The sequence below is a fragment of the Ruegeria sp. BA12 genome (genome assembly GCF_056539625.1).
Genome location: NZ_JBQFVF010000003.1, coordinates 325,083 through 341,483 on the forward strand (window position 1 = coordinate 325,083; position 16,401 = coordinate 341,483).

At 53.3% G+C, this 16,401-nt stretch carries 12 protein-coding genes; 4 read left to right on the forward strand and 8 right to left on the reverse strand.

Features of this window, described 5'->3' with window-relative positions:
• Nucleotides 1–28: 28 nt before the first annotated feature.
• The 5 genes from ACR0B0_RS09350 to ACR0B0_RS09370 all read right to left on the reverse strand — a co-directional run bounded on the left by ACR0B0_RS09350 (nucleotide 29) and on the right by ACR0B0_RS09370 (nucleotide 5,483).
• The gene (locus tag ACR0B0_RS09350; protein ID WP_437440774.1) at nucleotides 29–1,033 is read right to left on the reverse strand and encodes a UDP-glucuronic acid decarboxylase family protein; all 1,005 of its coding nucleotides are present in this window, start codon (nucleotides 1,031–1,033) and stop codon (nucleotides 29–31) included.
• Nucleotides 1,034–1,442: 409 nt separating this feature from the next.
• A complete protein-coding gene (locus ACR0B0_RS09355; protein WP_170350108.1) occupies nucleotides 1,443–2,327 on the reverse strand; it encodes a glycosyltransferase family 2 protein in 885 nt (294 codons plus the stop codon).
• Entirely contained in the window at nucleotides 2,308–3,132 is an 825-nt protein-coding gene (locus ACR0B0_RS09360) for a CpsD/CapB family tyrosine-protein kinase (protein ID WP_170350109.1), read from the reverse strand. Before ACR0B0_RS09360 ends, ACR0B0_RS09355 begins: the two co-directional genes overlap by 20 nt.
• A 31-nt stretch (nucleotides 3,133–3,163) precedes the next feature.
• Nucleotides 3,164–4,705, reverse strand: coding sequence for a GumC family protein (locus ACR0B0_RS09365; protein WP_170376757.1), 1,542 nt, complete (start codon nucleotides 4,703–4,705; stop codon nucleotides 3,164–3,166).
• Nucleotide 4,706: 1 nt separating this feature from the next.
• Nucleotides 4,707–5,483, reverse strand: coding sequence for an ExeA family protein (locus ACR0B0_RS09370; RefSeq protein WP_254438758.1), 777 nt, complete (start codon nucleotides 5,481–5,483; stop codon nucleotides 4,707–4,709).
• Nucleotides 5,484–6,229: 746 nt separating this feature from the next.
• Here ACR0B0_RS09370 and ACR0B0_RS09375 point away from each other — a divergent pair.
• The 4 genes from ACR0B0_RS09375 to ACR0B0_RS09390 all read left to right on the forward strand — a co-directional run bounded on the left by ACR0B0_RS09375 (nucleotide 6,230) and on the right by ACR0B0_RS09390 (nucleotide 11,748).
• Nucleotides 6,230–6,913 (forward strand): sugar transferase, encoded by a 684-nt coding sequence (locus ACR0B0_RS09375; protein WP_170350112.1) that lies wholly within the window; start codon nucleotides 6,230–6,232, stop codon nucleotides 6,911–6,913.
• Nucleotides 6,914–7,000: 87 nt separating this feature from the next.
• Nucleotides 7,001–9,418 (forward strand): tetratricopeptide repeat protein, encoded by a 2,418-nt coding sequence (locus ACR0B0_RS09380; RefSeq protein WP_170350113.1) that lies wholly within the window; start codon nucleotides 7,001–7,003, stop codon nucleotides 9,416–9,418.
• Between the two features lie 98 nt (nucleotides 9,419–9,516).
• The gene (locus ACR0B0_RS09385; RefSeq protein WP_368039997.1) at nucleotides 9,517–10,146 is read left to right on the forward strand and encodes a polysaccharide biosynthesis/export family protein; all 630 of its coding nucleotides are present in this window, start codon (nucleotides 9,517–9,519) and stop codon (nucleotides 10,144–10,146) included.
• 12 nt (nucleotides 10,147–10,158) lie between these two features.
• Nucleotides 10,159–11,748 carry a hypothetical protein gene (locus ACR0B0_RS09390; RefSeq protein ID WP_480647480.1) on the forward strand — a complete coding sequence of 530 codons (1,590 nt, stop codon included), beginning with the start codon at nucleotides 10,159–10,161 and terminating at the stop codon, nucleotides 11,746–11,748.
• Nucleotides 11,749–12,683: 935 nt separating this feature from the next.
• On the opposite strand, the gene ACR0B0_RS09395 is transcribed toward ACR0B0_RS09390, so the two are convergent.
• The 3 genes from ACR0B0_RS09395 to ACR0B0_RS09405 form a co-directional block, all read right to left on the reverse strand.
• Entirely contained in the window at nucleotides 12,684–13,736 is a 1,053-nt protein-coding gene (locus ACR0B0_RS09395) for an acyltransferase family protein (protein ID WP_170350115.1), read from the reverse strand.
• Between the two features lie 143 nt (nucleotides 13,737–13,879).
• Nucleotides 13,880–15,130 carry a glycosyltransferase family 4 protein gene (locus ACR0B0_RS09400; protein ID WP_170350143.1) on the reverse strand — a complete coding sequence of 417 codons (1,251 nt, stop codon included), beginning with the start codon at nucleotides 15,128–15,130 and terminating at the stop codon, nucleotides 13,880–13,882.
• Entirely contained in the window at nucleotides 15,123–16,385 is a 1,263-nt protein-coding gene (locus tag ACR0B0_RS09405) for a nucleotide sugar dehydrogenase (RefSeq protein ID WP_170350116.1), read from the reverse strand. The genes ACR0B0_RS09400 and ACR0B0_RS09405 overlap by 8 nt, the downstream gene beginning before the upstream one ends.
• Nucleotides 16,386–16,401: the final 16 nt, after the last annotated feature.

Genomic DNA, 16,401 nt, shown 5'->3' on the forward strand with positions numbered 1-16,401 from the left:
GATGGCCTATCAGAGGAAACCGATACGTTCATATCCGTTCTACAGCGCTCTCCGCCGCCACAGCTATGCGCCGGAAATAGGCGATTGTTGCTTCCAGCCCTTCTTCCAGCGGTACGTGAGGTGACCACCCCAGCTGTTCCTGGGCTCGCGTGATATCCGGCTGGCGTTGGATTGGGTCGTCTGGCGGCAACGGGCGCTGCACCAGCTCAGAGTTCGAGCCGGTCTGGCGGATCACTGACTCGGCCAGCTCACGAATGCTCAATTCCACCGGATTGCCCAGGTTAATCGGCCCGGTCACATCATCAGAGGATTCCATCAGCTTAATCAGCCCGTCAATCAGATCGGATACATAGCAGAAGGACCGGGTCTGACTGCCGTCACCGTAAATGGTGATAGGCTCTCCGTTCAGGGCTTGCATGATAAAATTGGATACGACACGCCCATCATCGGGATGCATGTTCGGCCCGTAGGTGTTGAAGATCCGCGCCACTTTGATCGGCAGGTTGTGCTGGCGGTAATAGTCAAAGAACAACGTCTCGGCACAGCGTTTGCCCTCATCATAACATGAACGCGGTCCGATCGGATTGACGTGGCCGACGTAATCCTCGGTTTGCGGGTGAATTTGCGGATCGCCGTAAATCTCGGACGTCGAAGCCTGCAGAATTCGAGCACCGACCCGCTTGGCCAGTCCCAGCATATTGATCGCACCATGCACAGCCGTCTTGGTCGTCTGGACCGGATCGTGCTGGTAATGGAACGGAGAGGCCGGGCAGGCCAGATTGTAAATCTCATCCACTTCAACATACAGCGGAAAGGTCACGTCATGGCGCATGACCTCGAAGCGGGGGTTTTGTAGCAGGTGGTGCAGGTTTCCGCGCCGACCCGTGAAAAAATTGTCGACACACAAAACCTCGTGCCCTTGTTTCAGCAGGGCCTCGCACAGGTGCGAGCCGAGAAAGCCTGCGCCACCCGTAACCAGAATCCGCTTGGCGGTTAGATGCATGTCGTTGGGATCAAAATCAGACGCGTTCATCAGCGCTCTCTGCAGTTATAATCCGACCGGTATTGCTTCGCGTCGGTTTTCTAAAACGATCAGGCACTACAAACGAATAAAACAAATAATTCGGCTGCAAATTTGAGCGCCTGCACTCAGTATGTACATCGCGGTTGAGGCTACACGAAATTTAGAGGGGGACGAAGGATAAATATGCGCGCTCTGCGGTTTTTGTGGTTTCCGGTTGTATGAGCCATGTTTCAGAACCAGTTACCAAAGCTGGGCTAAACAATTGTGCGCTCAGACCGAGACTGTTCCGAGTACGTCAAAAAAATAACGTTAAGCCTTTTGGAGCCAAGCGGGGACCAAATGCGGGTGTAACGCATGTTTCAAGACGTGGAATCAATGTTATGGTAAATTTAAGCCGTGCTTACTTACCGGACCTCGTTCAGATGGAGCCACCGGCGGCCTGGCGCAGCATCCAGACCATTCGTGTACACCTGAGCCGGATAAGAGTGGCAATAGCTCGCAAGGTTTCACCGGTTGAATTCAGTCTGCTGCTGGCCAGAACCTTTGGCGTATGTACCATGGCACTGGCAGGCATTGCCAATCCGCGAATTGCCCATCTCAGGCGTGCTTTGCCTCCGGTTCCGTTCAACTGATACGCTTCCTGCGTCATGCGTCGCCATTTCGTCCTGAGCGCGAACCAATCTTGTCTTGACGGATGTTTGACACGAAACCGATCCTCGTACACCAGACTATAACCTCGCGCGACAGCACGCATGGTCCATTCCTGATCTTCCGATATACCGTTTATAAACCCGCCGATCGCGTCGAACACGTCGCGGCGCGTCAGCAGATTGCCTGCACCGGAAAACCCCTGAACCTCGATATATCTGCGGAAATTGAATGCAAAAACGGCCTCGAACGCCTCGGCCCCGCTGCGCGGTGGTGGGGTTTCGTCAAACACGTCAACTCGGCCCCCGACAAGGTCAGCCCGGTTGGCGATTGCGCGGCCGACCGTCAGCCAGTCAGGCGCTGGAACGCAATCGGCATCTATGAAAAACAACCTTGGCGCTGTGGTTGCGGCAATACCCTTGTTTCGTGCATGCGCCGCGCCCTTCTGGGTTTCAGTGATGAACCGCACATCAGGAAAGGCCAGCTTCACCTCGTCCAACGAGACCGGAGACGCGTTGTCTACAACCACGATTTCTGTTTCGGTGGTGTCGTTCTCCATCAACGCCCGCAGGCATCGTTCCAGTCTATCAGGGTCGTTGTAATGGGGAATAATGACCGCATCCGTCGGAGCCGGATCAGTACGAGCCGTACTCATAGCCGAAAGCCTCGCTGATATAGCGACATTTGTTCAGCACGATGCCCATGACCTTCGTCAGCTCTGCCAGTTGCTGTTCGGCCAGGTCAACATGGTCCACGCTGGTTTCTTCGGCGGCACCCAATAGCAGGGCACAGTCAACGTTCTTCAGGAACCCGTGGCTGTCGTCGCTGGCCATCAGCGGCGGAGTATCGAACAGCATGATATCCGGCTGGTACTCTGCTTCGATTTGTTCCAGTGTTTCGATCATGGCCCGGCTTTGCAGAATCTCGGCTGGATTGCGTGTTGACGAATAGTTCAATCCAAAGATTACATTTTCACCATGGCGCAGCGCATGCTGTTCAAACGAAATGTTTCCATTAATGACATCGGACATGCTGTGATTGCCGGTCTGCCGCAGGATTTCGGCCAACCCTCTGCGTCGCATATCAAAATCAATGACGATTGTACGCAGGTCCTTCTGTCGGCTCAGACTAAAGGCAAGATTTGCGGCCGCCGTGCTTTTACCACATCCGCTGTACGGGGATGTCAGGGCGATGCGCCGCCAGCCGTTGGACTGAAGTTGCTGAATCATCTTTGTCCGCAACATATCGTAGGGGGCAGCTTCAGGCCCGCCGTGATAGGCAATCAGACGATTACGAGCGATCAAGTTCTGATCAATCTGCAACTCGGGCAGAGAACTCCAGGCATCTTGGCTGTCATCAGTTGGAACAGGCTGCGGAGCCCCGGGTTGCAGAATAGGTTCCGCTTGGCGGCTTTCGCGTTCATTGCGAGCTTTGCGAATTGCCTCTTGAAGACGATCCATCACACCCTGTCCAATCTTGTAGATACAAAAGTCACCAATAGACCTCCAACTTTTCGATCACTTGTTCTGCAATCAAATCCAGCGGCAAATAATACGTATGAAAGGCCCAAACTGCCGCGGGCACACCAATCAGAATAGCCAGGACAACCATGCTCCAGCCAATCCGGCGCCTAATCATCTCTCCTCGTGAGGGCAAATAGGGAATGGTTGCGATCGGCCAAACTTCGAGCTTGTTGATCAAATCCTCTGGACGACGCACCGTACGGTTGAGAAGTTCCAGCAGAACAACCAAAGCCAGGCCAAGCGAAATGCCAAAGGCAGTTCCCCCTGCCGCTACCATCATGCGGTCGGGTTTTGTCGGTGCAGCTGGCGCGACAGGATATTCGATTACCGATATGCGCTGACCCTGTGCTGTCACTTCAATCCGTTCACCGGTCGATGCCGCCGCCAATCGATCGACCACACTGTTATACTGGGCCTGGATGTTGTCATGATCCCGCTGCAGCTCTGCAAGCGCAATCGCGTTGGCCGGGGTCTGATCAATCGTCAGCGTCAGCTTGGCCAAGCGGTCCACAATTGAAATCCTTTGATCCTCAAGGGCCGAAATCTGAGAATCAAACTGGGCCAGTTGTAGATCCAGCGTCGAGTTGCCCGTCTGAGGGTTAGTCGCTGCTGTATTGGCTGCCTGTTCGGCAACTACAGTTTCTTCCAATTTGGAAATTCTGGCACGCAGAAGCCTTATCTGCGGATTGGTTTCCGAATAGATCGCGAGCTTCGAGTCGAGTTCGTTCAGCAACTGATCCAGCTGCGCCTGCGCAGGTGTTCTGTTTTGCTGTGCTACGCCCACGATCTGGCCGGTTGAACCATAAATCTCCAAAAGTTTCTCGCGTTGGCTTTTAAGCGAGAAAATCTGCTGATCCGTTTGTTCTAGATTGGTCTGCAATGCCGCTTGCTGCGCGGTTCGGAACTGAAGGTTACTTGGCAATGCGTCGGAATTTTCTCTCTCGAATTCCAATATCCGGGAACTGCGTATATCAAGCTCCTTCCCAAGACGCTCGACTTCTTTTTCAAAAAAACTAAGCGTATCTGACGCGCGGTTCTTGCGATAGGTCACGTCGAGCTTCTGAATCTCGGTCAGGTATTCATTCAACACCCCGGCAGCGATCTGACCCGATCGCGCATTGAAGAAAATTGTCATTAGGTTGGCTTGGCCCTGACCAGAGCTGATTTGAATCGTCGTGTTGTTGCGCATGACACCAACAATTTGATCGGGGCTTGCATTGTCTATGTTTTCCAGAACCAACTGCTTTCGCGCTATTTCCAGAAGAACCGGCCGTGTGAGCAGGCGCTGCTCAACGATCTGCATCTGTTCGAAAGCAGGAGTATTGACAGTACTGGACGCCAGGTGCCCAGAAATCTGAGGAGATTCAACGATCAGCCGCATTTGAGCCTCGTATGACGGAGGCAACGTTATCGCTATGATGACGGAAGCCACCGAAACAACCAAAGACACAGCAAGGAAATACGGGAGCCGCCTCAGAAAAATGGAAGAATAGTAACGAACCGGGCCCATTTCAGACTATTGCCTCCTTTTCTAGTGAATTCCCCCCGAAGAATACACCATCTTCGACCACTTGATTGACAACATCTTCATCAACTTTGTCAGCTTCGTTGGTCCAAGCGTACATCAGGGCGAAATCGCAAAACTGATTCACCAGGCGCGGAACGCCGCGGGTCTGCTGAAAAATCAGTGCGCAGGCGTCATCCGTGAACTCCTCGCCTGAGCCACCCGCCGTCTTCATCCGGTGCCGGATGTAGGCTTCGACCGAAGCTTCATCCATCCGCTCCAGATGGAAACTTGCAGCCACCCTTTGCGTCAACTGGCGCATTTTCGGGTCCAGAACCAAATCACGTAGTTCGGGCTGTCCGACCAGAACAAGCTGGATCAACTCATCCGTGTTGGCATTGATGTTGGTCAGCATGCGGATTTCTTCAAGCCCTTCGACTGTCAGGTTCTGCGCTTCATCGAAAATCAGAGCCACCCGCCGCCCAGCGGCATATTCCGAGACCAGAAAATCCTGCAGCGCCCTGAACAGCTGCACGTAGGTGGCGTCTTTATTAATCGGCAAACCCAGCGCATGAAGCACCCATTGCAGCAACTCTCCTCGCCCGCCCTGTGCGTTGGAGATCAGCCCGACGGTGATCTGCTGCTCCATTTCGCTCAGAAGTTGCTGAACCAGGGTCGTCTTGCCGGCCCCGATCTCACCAGTCAGCAGCGTAATCGGTGCGCAGCTCATGATCCCAAATTGCAGCACCGAATAACCGCGTTTATGCAGCGGTGACCAATACATAAACCCAGGGTCCGGAAGCAGCGTAAAGGGGCGCCGGTCCAGCCCGAAGAATTCTAAATAAAACCCGTCACTGGACGCCATTGCACCACGGTTGCCTTCCGCCTTGTCAAACCTCGTACTGGCCCCCCGGAGATTACCCACACTCATACCCTGAACCACCAGAAACCTCTTACACGATACACATATTACATAAATCAAATGCAGCTGGGGACTACTCTGCCACAAAATCACACTAGCAATCAGCACTAAATTTCACACTTGGTGATTTGGCGCTCGCCCACCTCAATCCCTGGTGGTATCCGTCGTAATGCCCATCAAACACTTGAGAAGACTGTGCAGAAAAGCGGCAAAGAGACCAAAGACTAGCCTCACAAAGAAAATTCCCGCCCCGCCGCACAATGCAGTATTAAGCACCAAAAACTAAGTTTTATGCAAATTGTTGCAGTATTGGATACAGAATCTCACAAGACCCTCAATCAGGTCTGGCGCATCCCAGCTCCAAACAACCCTGAAATACCCACTCTTTTCAGGTTCTGCGCACAAAGCTGTCATGATTAATGTTTTGCAAGATGACCAGAATTTGTTAATCTTTGCGAGTGGAGCAGGCTGGTATCGTGTGTGTAAACGGCAATGCTCTGCAATATAATAAAACAATATTTCTTAAATATGTGACGAGGTTGAGCGTAGTCAGTTTCTGAGTTGGGTAAGTGGTTCTTGGTTTTTTGTTTGTGCTGGGGGTTTAAATAGTGACAAGTCATTCGAAGGACGTAGCCGATACTGGCTACTCTAATATTTCTGTTGCACCTGCCCTGGCGACCTACCCAGGGATTTACAGAAGTGTAGGAAAACGCATCTTTGATATCGTCTTTGTGCTGCTTGCAGCGCCGTTTGTTGTGCCCATGGTTTTGTTCTTGGCCGTATTTCTGGCCTGCCAGGGTGTGACGCCTTTTTATCGGCAGGAACGGGTAGGCAAAGACGGCAAGATTTTCAAAATGCTCAAGCTGCGCACCATGGTGCATGACGCCGAGACAGTTCTCAAAAAGCATCTGGCAAACAACCCGGGCGCACGGGAAGAGTGGGATCGCAATCAAAAGCTCCTCAATGATCCGCGCATCATCAAGTTCGGGTCGTTTCTGCGCAAATCCTCGATGGATGAGCTACCGCAGTTCTGGAACGTTTTCACAGGCGAGATGTCCATGGTCGGCCCCCGCCCTATGATGGTGAACCAGCAAAAACTGTATCCTGGCGATTTCTACAATTCCATGCGGCCGGGCATCTCTGGGCCGTGGCAGGTTTCCAAACGCAACCAGTCTACTTTTGCCGAGCGTGCATTTCATGATACTGAGTATTGGAAGAGTATGTCGTTCGGCACTGATCTTTCCATCCTGATCAGGACGGTTTCCGTTGTTTTGCGCGGCACCGGCTGCTGAGGCAGGGCACGCCACAAGGTGGGTACCTTTCGTAGATTCTGCGGGAGTACAGCGTTGCGTGTAACTTTTTTATCCTTTGGCAACAGATTGGCGGCTGTTTTTTTGGCGGCAGTTCTGGTGTTGAGCGCATGTGACACAGCCGAAGAACGGGCCGAGGCACATTTTCAGGCTGGTCTAGCCCTCCTTGAAAAGGATGATGTCGAGAGCGCGCTGTACGAATTCAAAAACGTCTTCAAACTGAATAGCAAACACAAAGAAGCCCGCCTGATCTATGCCCGGCTGGAACGTGAACGCGGCAATACCTCGATCGCTTACAGCCAGTTTCTGTTACTGGTTGAGCAATACCCGGACAACCTCGAAGGACATCGCGCGTTGGCTGAGATGGCTTTGGAAACTGAGAACTGGGAAGATCTGCGCCGCTATGCGGGTGTTGCAAAAGAACTTGCCCCCGATGACATCGAGATCAAATCCCTCAACAACTCGCTGACCTATACCGAGGCCGTCAACACCAAGAAAACAGCCGAGGCAGAACTCACCGTCGCCATCGCCCATGATTTCCTAAAGGACCGCCCCGACCTGTTGTCCGCGCGACAGATCGTCATCGACGATCTGGTCCGCTCTCAGGATTGGGAAACTGTGTTAAGCGAAACCGATATTGCTCTAAGCTTTGCGCCGCAGCAGGCCAAGTTGCATACCATTCGGCTCGGCGCGTTGCAGGAACTGCAAAAGCCCGAGGAAATCGAAAAACAGCTGATGCAGATGCAGCAGGTCTTCCCCGAGGACACAAGCATTCAGCAAAGTCTTTTCGAACATTATATTAGCTATAAGAAACTGGATGCCGCCGAAGGCCTTCTGCGGGAACAATCAGAGCAGGAGGCGCAGGACCCCCTTTCGACGCAAAAACTCATCGCGTTTCTGGCAGAGTACCGTGGCCCTGACCTGGCGATTGCCGAGTTGGATCAGATTATTGCTTTGGACACAATCGATACGCCGCGATTCAAAACCACGCGGGCAGTGCTAAAATTCCAGATCGGGGACACGCAAACCGCACTTGGCGAGATGCGGGAGTTGCTTGCGAACGCAAAGCGGACCACGCAAACCCGCGACAGCGAAGTGGAATTCGCCCGGATGCTATTGGATGTCGGCGAGACCAAGGAAGGCCGAGCTTTGATTGAGCGCGTCCTTGTCGAAGACCCAACACACATTGAAGCTGTAAAATTGAAGGCAGCGTGGTTGATAGAAGAAAATAAAATCAACGACACAATCGTGCTGTTGCGCAAAACGCTGGATGTCACACCTCGGGATTCACAGCTTATGACCTTGATGGCGCGCGCCCACGAGCGCAACGATGATCGGGTTGTGATGGGTAAAATGTTGGCACTCGCGACAGAGGCGTCCCGGAATGCACAAAAAGAGACACTGAACTATGCCCGGTTCCTTCTTGAAGAGGACAATCTAGTAGTTGCCGAACGCGTATTGAACGACGCTTTGTACCGGCTTCCCGAGAACCCTGAACTGTTATTGGCTCTCGGCAATGTGTACCTAAACCTGCAAAACTGGGAACGACTCGATGTGGTGTTGAACAAACTCCGCAATCTGGACGACCCAAGCGCGCGTCAACGGTTAGACGACCTCAGATCACAAATGCTGTCGACCCAGCAACGCAAGGATGAACTGACGGCTTTCTTGGACGAACTGGCAAACGATCCTGAATTTGGCCTGTCAGCCGACATTGCGCTTATCCGGCAGATGTTAATACAGGGCGACGTGACCGGTGCCGCCAACCGACTTGATGAATTGCTGGCGGAAGACCCGGGATCGCTGAACCTGCGCTTTATGAAAGCTCGCGTTCTGACGGGTGAAGGTAAGCTCGACGAAGCCGAGCAACTTCACCGCGCGATCCTCAAAGATCACCCGGACGCGGCCCGTGTCTGGGCCAGCTTGTTTTCATTGCATATTCAGCGTGAACAGCTTGAACAGGCCCAAGCCATATTGGATGAAGCGCTATCAACTCTGCCGGAGAATCCAGATCTTTTATTGCTGCAGGCGACAGAACACGAACGCGCCCGGGAACTAGACTTGGCGATTGCGGTCTATGAAAAGCTGTACCCTCTCAGCAACCAGTCTCAGATCGTGGCCAACAAATTGGCAAGCCTTCTGACGAGTCACCGCAACGACGACGAAAGCCTGCAACAAGCGGCGCATCTGGCGCGACGGTTGCATGGGACAAGAATACCCGAATTTCAGGATACTTATGGCTGGGTTGCCTATCAGCTGGGCCGCTATCAAGAAGCGCTCATATACCTTGAGCCAGCGGCCAGGGCTTTGCCGGACCAACCCTTGGTACTTTACCATCTGGGCAAAACCTATGCTGCAATTAACCAGCCACAAGCGGCGTTGCACGCCTTTAGGGCCGCACAAGAAACTGGGGTTACAATAAATGTATCTCCAACATTAGAGGATGAAATAAAGCAATTGAACGCAGCAAATATCGCTGGACAATAATGCGGGGACGGAACGCTGCATTTCTGCCGCACCATGCCCCTGTCAAAAAACCAACAGATTGTTTTGAAAATAACATAAAGGTAAAAAGGGAGGGAAAAGTGAAAGATTTATATATGCGTACAGTTATAAGAGCATTGATTTCTCTAGTCTTCGCCATGGTCGCAGCATCAGCATCGTGGGCGCAAGGCTCGTATCAAATCCAACCGGGTGATGCGCTTCAGGTCGAAGTTCTGGAAGATCCCACGTTGAACCGAACCATATTGGTTCTGCCGGACGGCTCCATTAACTTCCCGCTTGCTGGCTCGCTTCGCGCAGCCGGGCAATCCACCAATGGGCTAAGCTCGTCGCTCTCGTCGGCGCTGTCTTCCAACTTCAATGCACCGCCGACTGTATTTATTTCGGTGGCATCGCTTGCACCACCCCCGTTGCAGGGCGCGCTCGCCCCAACCGGTCCGACGATCGACGTTTTCATAATGGGTGAGGTCAACGCACCTGGGAAACATATTGCGACAGAGGGTACGACCATTCTTCAGATTTTGGCTCAGGCTGGCGGCTTGACCAATTTCGCGGCCAGAAAACGCATCGAATTGCGGCGGCCCGACACTAAAACAGGCGTGATGAACAGATACACCTACAACTACAAAGGCACGGGCGGCGGCATCCAGGGAAATACTTTGCTCAAACCCGGAGACGTTGTTGTTGTTCCAGCACGCCGCTTGTTCGAATAGGGGCTTATACAGGTGGGAAAATTTAGGAACAGGCTGTCCGCTTCGCTGGGGTGCGGGGTAGCTTTTGCTGCATCATTGACGCCAGCAGTTGGTCAACAAAGCCCAATCCCACAACCGCCGATACAGCAGACGACGGCACAGACCACTGCTGCAACGCAGACACCGCTGCAGCAGTCGACCGCCCAATCAACGGTTGTTCAGCAAACGCCCAGCCAACAGCTGATTGCACAACAGGCTCTGCAGAACCCAGCCCGGCAGGTTGGCCCACCCACAATTGTCCAGTCAGCCGGTACGGGGTCTGACTTGATTGTCACGCTAGATTACCTGTCCTCACTGCGGCATGATAACAATCTCAGACTGACAGATCCGTCTCTCGGATCAACTACTTGGTGGGAAAACGAGCTTGCCCTGAATATCCTGAAGCAAGCAAACGATTCCACTTTGGCTATCGATTTATCGGGCTTATACCGGATCGCCAACGAACCGATCATAGGGACTGAATCATCGTTTTCTGATCCATCCGCGCAATTGGCTTATCAGCGTACCCGATTGAACAGCAGCCTTGACCTGCTGTTGGATTATACCGAACGGGATTTGGCCTTTAACCGGTCGCTGACAGACACCAACCTGGATGGCATCATTGATTCCGCCGACGTACTCGGAACCGCCGGAGATCAGATCAACACCCTTGCGAACCTGAGCTGGGCCGTGGGTCTGAATGCCCCTGTGGGATTCCAGTTCGACTACAGCCACCGCGAACGCCGCTATAAGGACACATTCGACCCGAGTCTGATCGAAAACAGATCAGATATTTTTGATTCAGCACTGTTGTTCCAGATTTCTCCGGTTTTACAGGGAAATTTGAGCGTCGGTTACGAAGATTTTACGGCCGAAGACAACGTGCGAACTGAAACGCAGACTACAACTGTTTCAGCGGGTGGAGCATATAACCTCTCTTCCACGACATTCGTCTCGTTGGATGCCGGATACAGCCAGGTCGACGATACGCAACGTGCGACAAATACGAGTAACACCACTGAAAGCTTCGTCTGGAACTTTGCTTGGAACAAGGCGCTGTCAGATGGAAACGCCGACGTACGGATCAATCAAACATTCGGCGTGAACGGCACTAGGCTGAATGCAACTGCCGGACGCAACTACCAGCTAACAAACGGAACGTTGAATTTTGATATTGGTTTCACCCGGGGGCCTTTTGACGAGATAACCCCGATCGGCCAGCTCAACTATTCGTACCGGCTGCTTAGTTCCCGGATCGGTGCAACGATCCAACGACGGGTTGGTACCAGTACCGACAGCTTGGAAACACGCCAGACATTAGCCTTTCTGACATATGACTATTTCATTAATCCTGTTTCGGCGCTCTCTTTCAGTGTCGATGTTCTTGATCAGCAAACAGAAGGTTCAGGTCCATCAAACCCACGCACCCGGGGCACGATCAGCGCCTCTTACAGTCGTGCAATCACAAAGGACTGGGCGATGAATATTGGCTACCAATACGAAAGGGATGACCAAAATAACTTTACTGCCAGCTCAAGCACGGCGTTTTTGACCCTTGGGCGGCGATTCACTCTTAAACCCTGAGCCGCATTAAAATTGAATGCTCACCGGTCCCTTGACGCAGGCCGAGCGTGGCCGTGATCATCGGGATTTTGAGTAACCCGATCCGTCTTTGGATCGGCAGTACATTGGTGTGCTTTGCCACCTAAATCCTGCTGGCAACAACGCCGGGCCAAAGACAAGTGATCGGACCACTTGTTCACCCGCGTCAGCCCATCGCATTCAAGGGAAATAGATTCGACGCATGGTTAGCTTCTTTTAGCTTCGTTTCCGCCTTGTTATTCCTGCATACGGTAACTGCAGGTGGCGGATTCTACGTGGCACACGCTAGACCAGAGATTTGGCATTGTCCTGTGGGGGGGGGCGATAAGAGGTCTTCTAATAGGGTTTGCGAATCGATAGTCGCATGAAGCTTGCCGTATTACTCCGTGCAGTGCTGGATCTGATCACACCCCCAAACTTATTTGGTGGCGGGCATCTAAGTGCGCGTCCCCTTCTTTTTTGCTAACGCTTCTGGCTTCAATCCTGTCTTTGAAAACACTCTTACTGGCGATCCGTGATCGCAACGCTCGTGGGGTCGTTGCTTTTTTTGGAGAGTACCACAGACCCCAAGTCTTATGGCCCCATTGCATACCCTTGTCTTCTCTTATGATCTTCAACGAAACCCCAGTGCCGACAATTGGCAACCCCACACAACAGCCCAATCGGGTGGCCGGATCACTAGGCGATTTACAGGCTACACTTGAAAGATCAGCGAGGATACTGATCGCACGGCAGCTTCAGCTTCAGCTGTTTTGCCTCAAGCAATAGCGGATACCGTCGTAATCTGTGCGATGGATTCTTTTGCAGCAGAAGATCGATGAGTTCAGGGTATTGGCCGCAGCCAAACCGTGGACGCTGTATCAACGCATAGCAGCCCAATAAACTATCTTACGCGCAAATAGAGCCCGTCTGCTCTGCTATTGTGATCTGTGCCTTGCACTCGTTTTCTCGGCGAGTAACTGATTAGATAACCGCACCAATCGCCGCTCTACGTAAAGGAAGTAAAGATGTGAGATCAGAATGTTGATCAAAAAAATCGCAAATGAGAGGGTGAGAAACGCGAAAAGGCTCAAATCGTCCAATTGTGGGATGAACGCCATTAGAAGCGGAATGAGAATCGCATGGATGAGATACAGCGCGTAAGAGGAATCCCCAAGCGGGCTGAGCCAACGAAAAAATCGCTGTCCAACGCCACGCGCCTCCAACGAAATGCATCCAATGACCAGCAATATACTTGGGATACCCCATAAAATTACCGAAGGGTATTGTTTGTAACCCAACCAAAGGCTTAGGCCAAACCCAGCCGCAGCTATCAGGATCATGGCGCTTGCTGAGCTGACGGTCGCCTTTAACCCACGTGTTGCCATCCACCCGATCCAAGCACCGGCTGCAAATTCAAGAAGTAAAACACTGGTGACCAATTTGGGAATCCCCATGAACCCCATGCTGGGAGGGATCAAGAAGACGCCCACAAAGATGCTGGCTACAAAAAACACGGTCAACCACAGAACCCGGTAGAACGCTGGCAAACCAAGTGCCAGTGCCAAGGCAAACAGCAGATAAAAGTAAACTTCGTAGGCCAGTGTCCAACCCACAAAGATCAATGAGCTTGCACCTTCTGGCAGCAGGAAAAAGGCGCCAAACCATTTTTCTGCGGTGTCAGGCAGTTGCGCACCCAGATAGAGGGCTGCCGGAATGCTCAGCGCCGCAATTAACCAGTAGGACGGGTAGATGCGCGAAAAGCGTTTTCTTAGAAAGGAACGCCAGTTGCTGCTGCTGTCTTGGTTGGTCCACATCATGATGAAGCCACTGACAACAAAAAAGATATGAACACCGGCAGAACCCAAGCCCGAAATGTAGTTGCTTACCGGAAAAGCGTCAGTGCTTGAAATATCAACAAAATACACACTGTGACGCAATGCAACGGCAGACGCGGCAATCGCCCTGAGCGCTTGAATAGAATATAGCAATACAACATTCCATTTGCCGAAAAGGGAGAAAAACTATGACATGAATTGGTAATACGTCAAGCAAAGTGCCTGGATTCACTTGTTTGCATGCCTTCTCATGCGAGAACTGTTTCCTGAAAATCGTTAAATAGCCAGGGCGGCCCCTACCCTTTCCAAATACGCTGATACGCCGCGATCAGAGCGGGTATCTGATGGGGCCAGGCCATTTCCGCCTCAACCCGCGCACGGCCATACCGGCCCATGGTGGCGCGACGTTCGTCATCCGCCAGCAATTCAGTGATCTTGTCCGCCATATCCACTGGATCGTTGGCTTTTGCATAAAGCGATGCCTCCTGCGCGGAAAAGCGCCCTTCGGTCACATCAAACTGCACGATGGGCTTCTTGAACGCCATGTATTCCAGAATCTTGTTCATGGTGGATTTGTCGTTCATCTCGTTCACCCGGTCCGGGTTCACGCAGACATCCGCGGTCGATAGCACCTCGAACAGGTCATGATCCGGCGCGCGGCCGGTGAAGGTGACATAATCCGACAATCCCATATCAGCGCATTGCTGTTGCAGCTTATCCAGGCTGGGGCCACCGCCCACAAGGCAGAACTGGACATCGTCGCGCCCGTGGACCTGCACCAGATGCGCCACCGACTCCAGCAGTAGGTCGATCCCCTCCTGATCACCCATCACGCCGACATAGCCCACCATATACTTCCGCCCGTTGCGCCAGTCTGGGTTCGGGGGCAGGTGCTGTAAACGGCTCAGGTCCGGGCCCGAGCGGACCACAAAGACATCCTCGGGCGCCATGCCGCCACGTTCGATGGCGATCTTGCGATAGCTTTCGTTGGTGGCAATCGACACCCGCGCCGAGGCAAAGGTCAGCCTCTCGAATTTCTTCATCAGTTTCCAGAAGAAACCCCGCTTGTTGAATTTGGCCTCGTACAGCTCGGGGTTGATGTCGTGGTGGTCAAACAGATAGCGCACCCCGAACAGTTTGAACGGCAGCGCCACCAGAAAGATCAGATCGGGCGGGTTGCAGCCATGTATGACATGGAAACCGCGCGTCAGCTTGATCCGCAACGCCAGCCAGCTTTCCCAGAACAGCGCCGCGCCGTATTCCAGCAGGTAGCCCAGTGCCCCGCTGGCATCCAAAGGCAGAGGGTGGCGATAGACCTTGATCCCCTCGTCTTCCCACACGCGTTCCTCATGGCCTTTGCCGGTGGGGCAGATGACCGACACCAGCGCGCCGGCGGCCGCCAGCGTGCGCGCCTCCATCCAGACCCGGCGGTCGAAAGGCACGGGCAGGTTTTCGACCACGATCAGAACTTTCAACCCCTTCAGGGGTTGGGTCTGGCGCAGTTCCTCAAACGAGATCGGTTGAACGGCAGGCGGCGAGCTAGTCATATTCATAGGTCCGCACCACCTCTGTATCGCCAAGGTTCAGATCATTGATAATCCGGTTCGATCCAATCACCAGATCCCAGGGCCCGGCCTCGGCCGTGGCTCGGTTCACCAGCAGGCTGCCCACATTGGGCAAATGGGTGAAGGCATAGCCCAGGTTCTGTCCCCGCAGATCAGCAGGTTCGATGGCCGGATCATAGATCGACAGTTGATAGCCTGCGTCCAGCAGCCGCCGGGCGATATCGACATTGGGACTTTCGCGCAAATCATCGGTTCCGGCCTTGAAGGCCAGCCCCGCCATCAGCACCCTGCCCCCTTCGGGCAACCGGGCCATGATGTCCTGCGCCTGATAGGTCTTGTGTGCCTGATTGGTCTGCAACAGGCTATCGATCAGATGCGTATGCGCACCGACCTCACTGGCGATATGTTGCAGCGCGCGGACATCCTTGGGCAGGCAAGACCCCCCGAACGCACCCCCGGGGCGCGTGTAATAAGCCGAGATGTTGAGCTTGGTGTCCGAGACAAAAATCTCATGCATGGTTTTTGCCGACACTCCCATCCGGTGGCAGACTCGGCCGATCTCATTGGCGAATGCCACCTTGGTCGCGTGCCAAGTATTGTCGACGAATTTGGTAATCTCGGCCTCTTCAAAGGCGGTGTAGAACACCGGGGCATCCAGGTTTTCGTGCAGGGCGTCCATCACGTCAGAGCGATTTCCATCCGCTGTGCCGACGACGATCTTGGGCGGGTTGAAGTAATCGTCCACCGCCGACACTTCGCGCAGGAATTCCGGGTTGTAGATGATTTCGACGGCCTGTCCCGTCTGCTCCCCCAAAGCGTTCCGAAAGATCGGCTCGATCAGTTGGCGCACCGTGCCAGGCCGGAAGGTAGAGCGATACGCCACCGTCAGTGGCCGCGCCCGATCGGGCGACACGGTCTCGGCAATCTGGCGCGTCACCTCAGCCACAAAATCCATGTTATGCGACCCGTCAGTCGCGCTAGGGGTGCCAACACAGACAATGGCCAAATCTGCATCAGACAGATCCGGTGTTTCCACCACCGCATGTATCAGGTTCTTGCTAAGCGCTTCGGTCAGCAGTTCAGCCACTTTGGGTTCTTTAATCGGGGGCTGACCAGCATTGATTTCAGCAACCTTATCGGCGTTCACGTCGATGCCGATTACCGCGTGCCCTTCGCGAGTCAAACAGCACGCCGCCGTGAAGCCCACATAACCCAGCCCGAAAATTGCAATTTTCATACCGCAATACCGCTCT

Excerpts from the sequence above, each read along its gene's own strand:
- ACR0B0_RS09355 (WP_170350108.1), bottom strand. The coding sequence starts at position 2,327 with ATGAGTACGGCTCGTACTGATCCGGCTCCGACGGATGCGGTCATTATT.
- ACR0B0_RS09405 (WP_170350116.1), bottom strand. The coding sequence starts at position 16,385 with ATGAAAATTGCAATTTTCGGGCTGGGTTATGTGGGCTTCACGGCGGCG.
- ACR0B0_RS09350 (WP_437440774.1), bottom strand. The coding sequence starts at position 1,033 with ATGAACGCGTCTGATTTTGATCCCAACGACATGCATCTAACCGCCAAG.
- ACR0B0_RS09360 (WP_170350109.1), bottom strand. The coding sequence starts at position 3,132 with ATGGATCGTCTTCAAGAGGCAATTCGCAAAGCTCGCAATGAACGCGAA.
- ACR0B0_RS09400 (WP_170350143.1), bottom strand. The coding sequence starts at position 15,130 with ATGACTAGCTCGCCGCCTGCCGTTCAACCGATCTCGTTTGAGGAACTG.
- ACR0B0_RS09370 (WP_254438758.1), bottom strand. The coding sequence starts at position 5,483 with ATGTATTGGTCACCGCTGCATAAACGCGGTTATTCGGTGCTGCAATTT.
- ACR0B0_RS09365 (WP_170376757.1), bottom strand. The coding sequence starts at position 4,705 with ATGGGCCCGGTTCGTTACTATTCTTCCATTTTTCTGAGGCGGCTCCCG.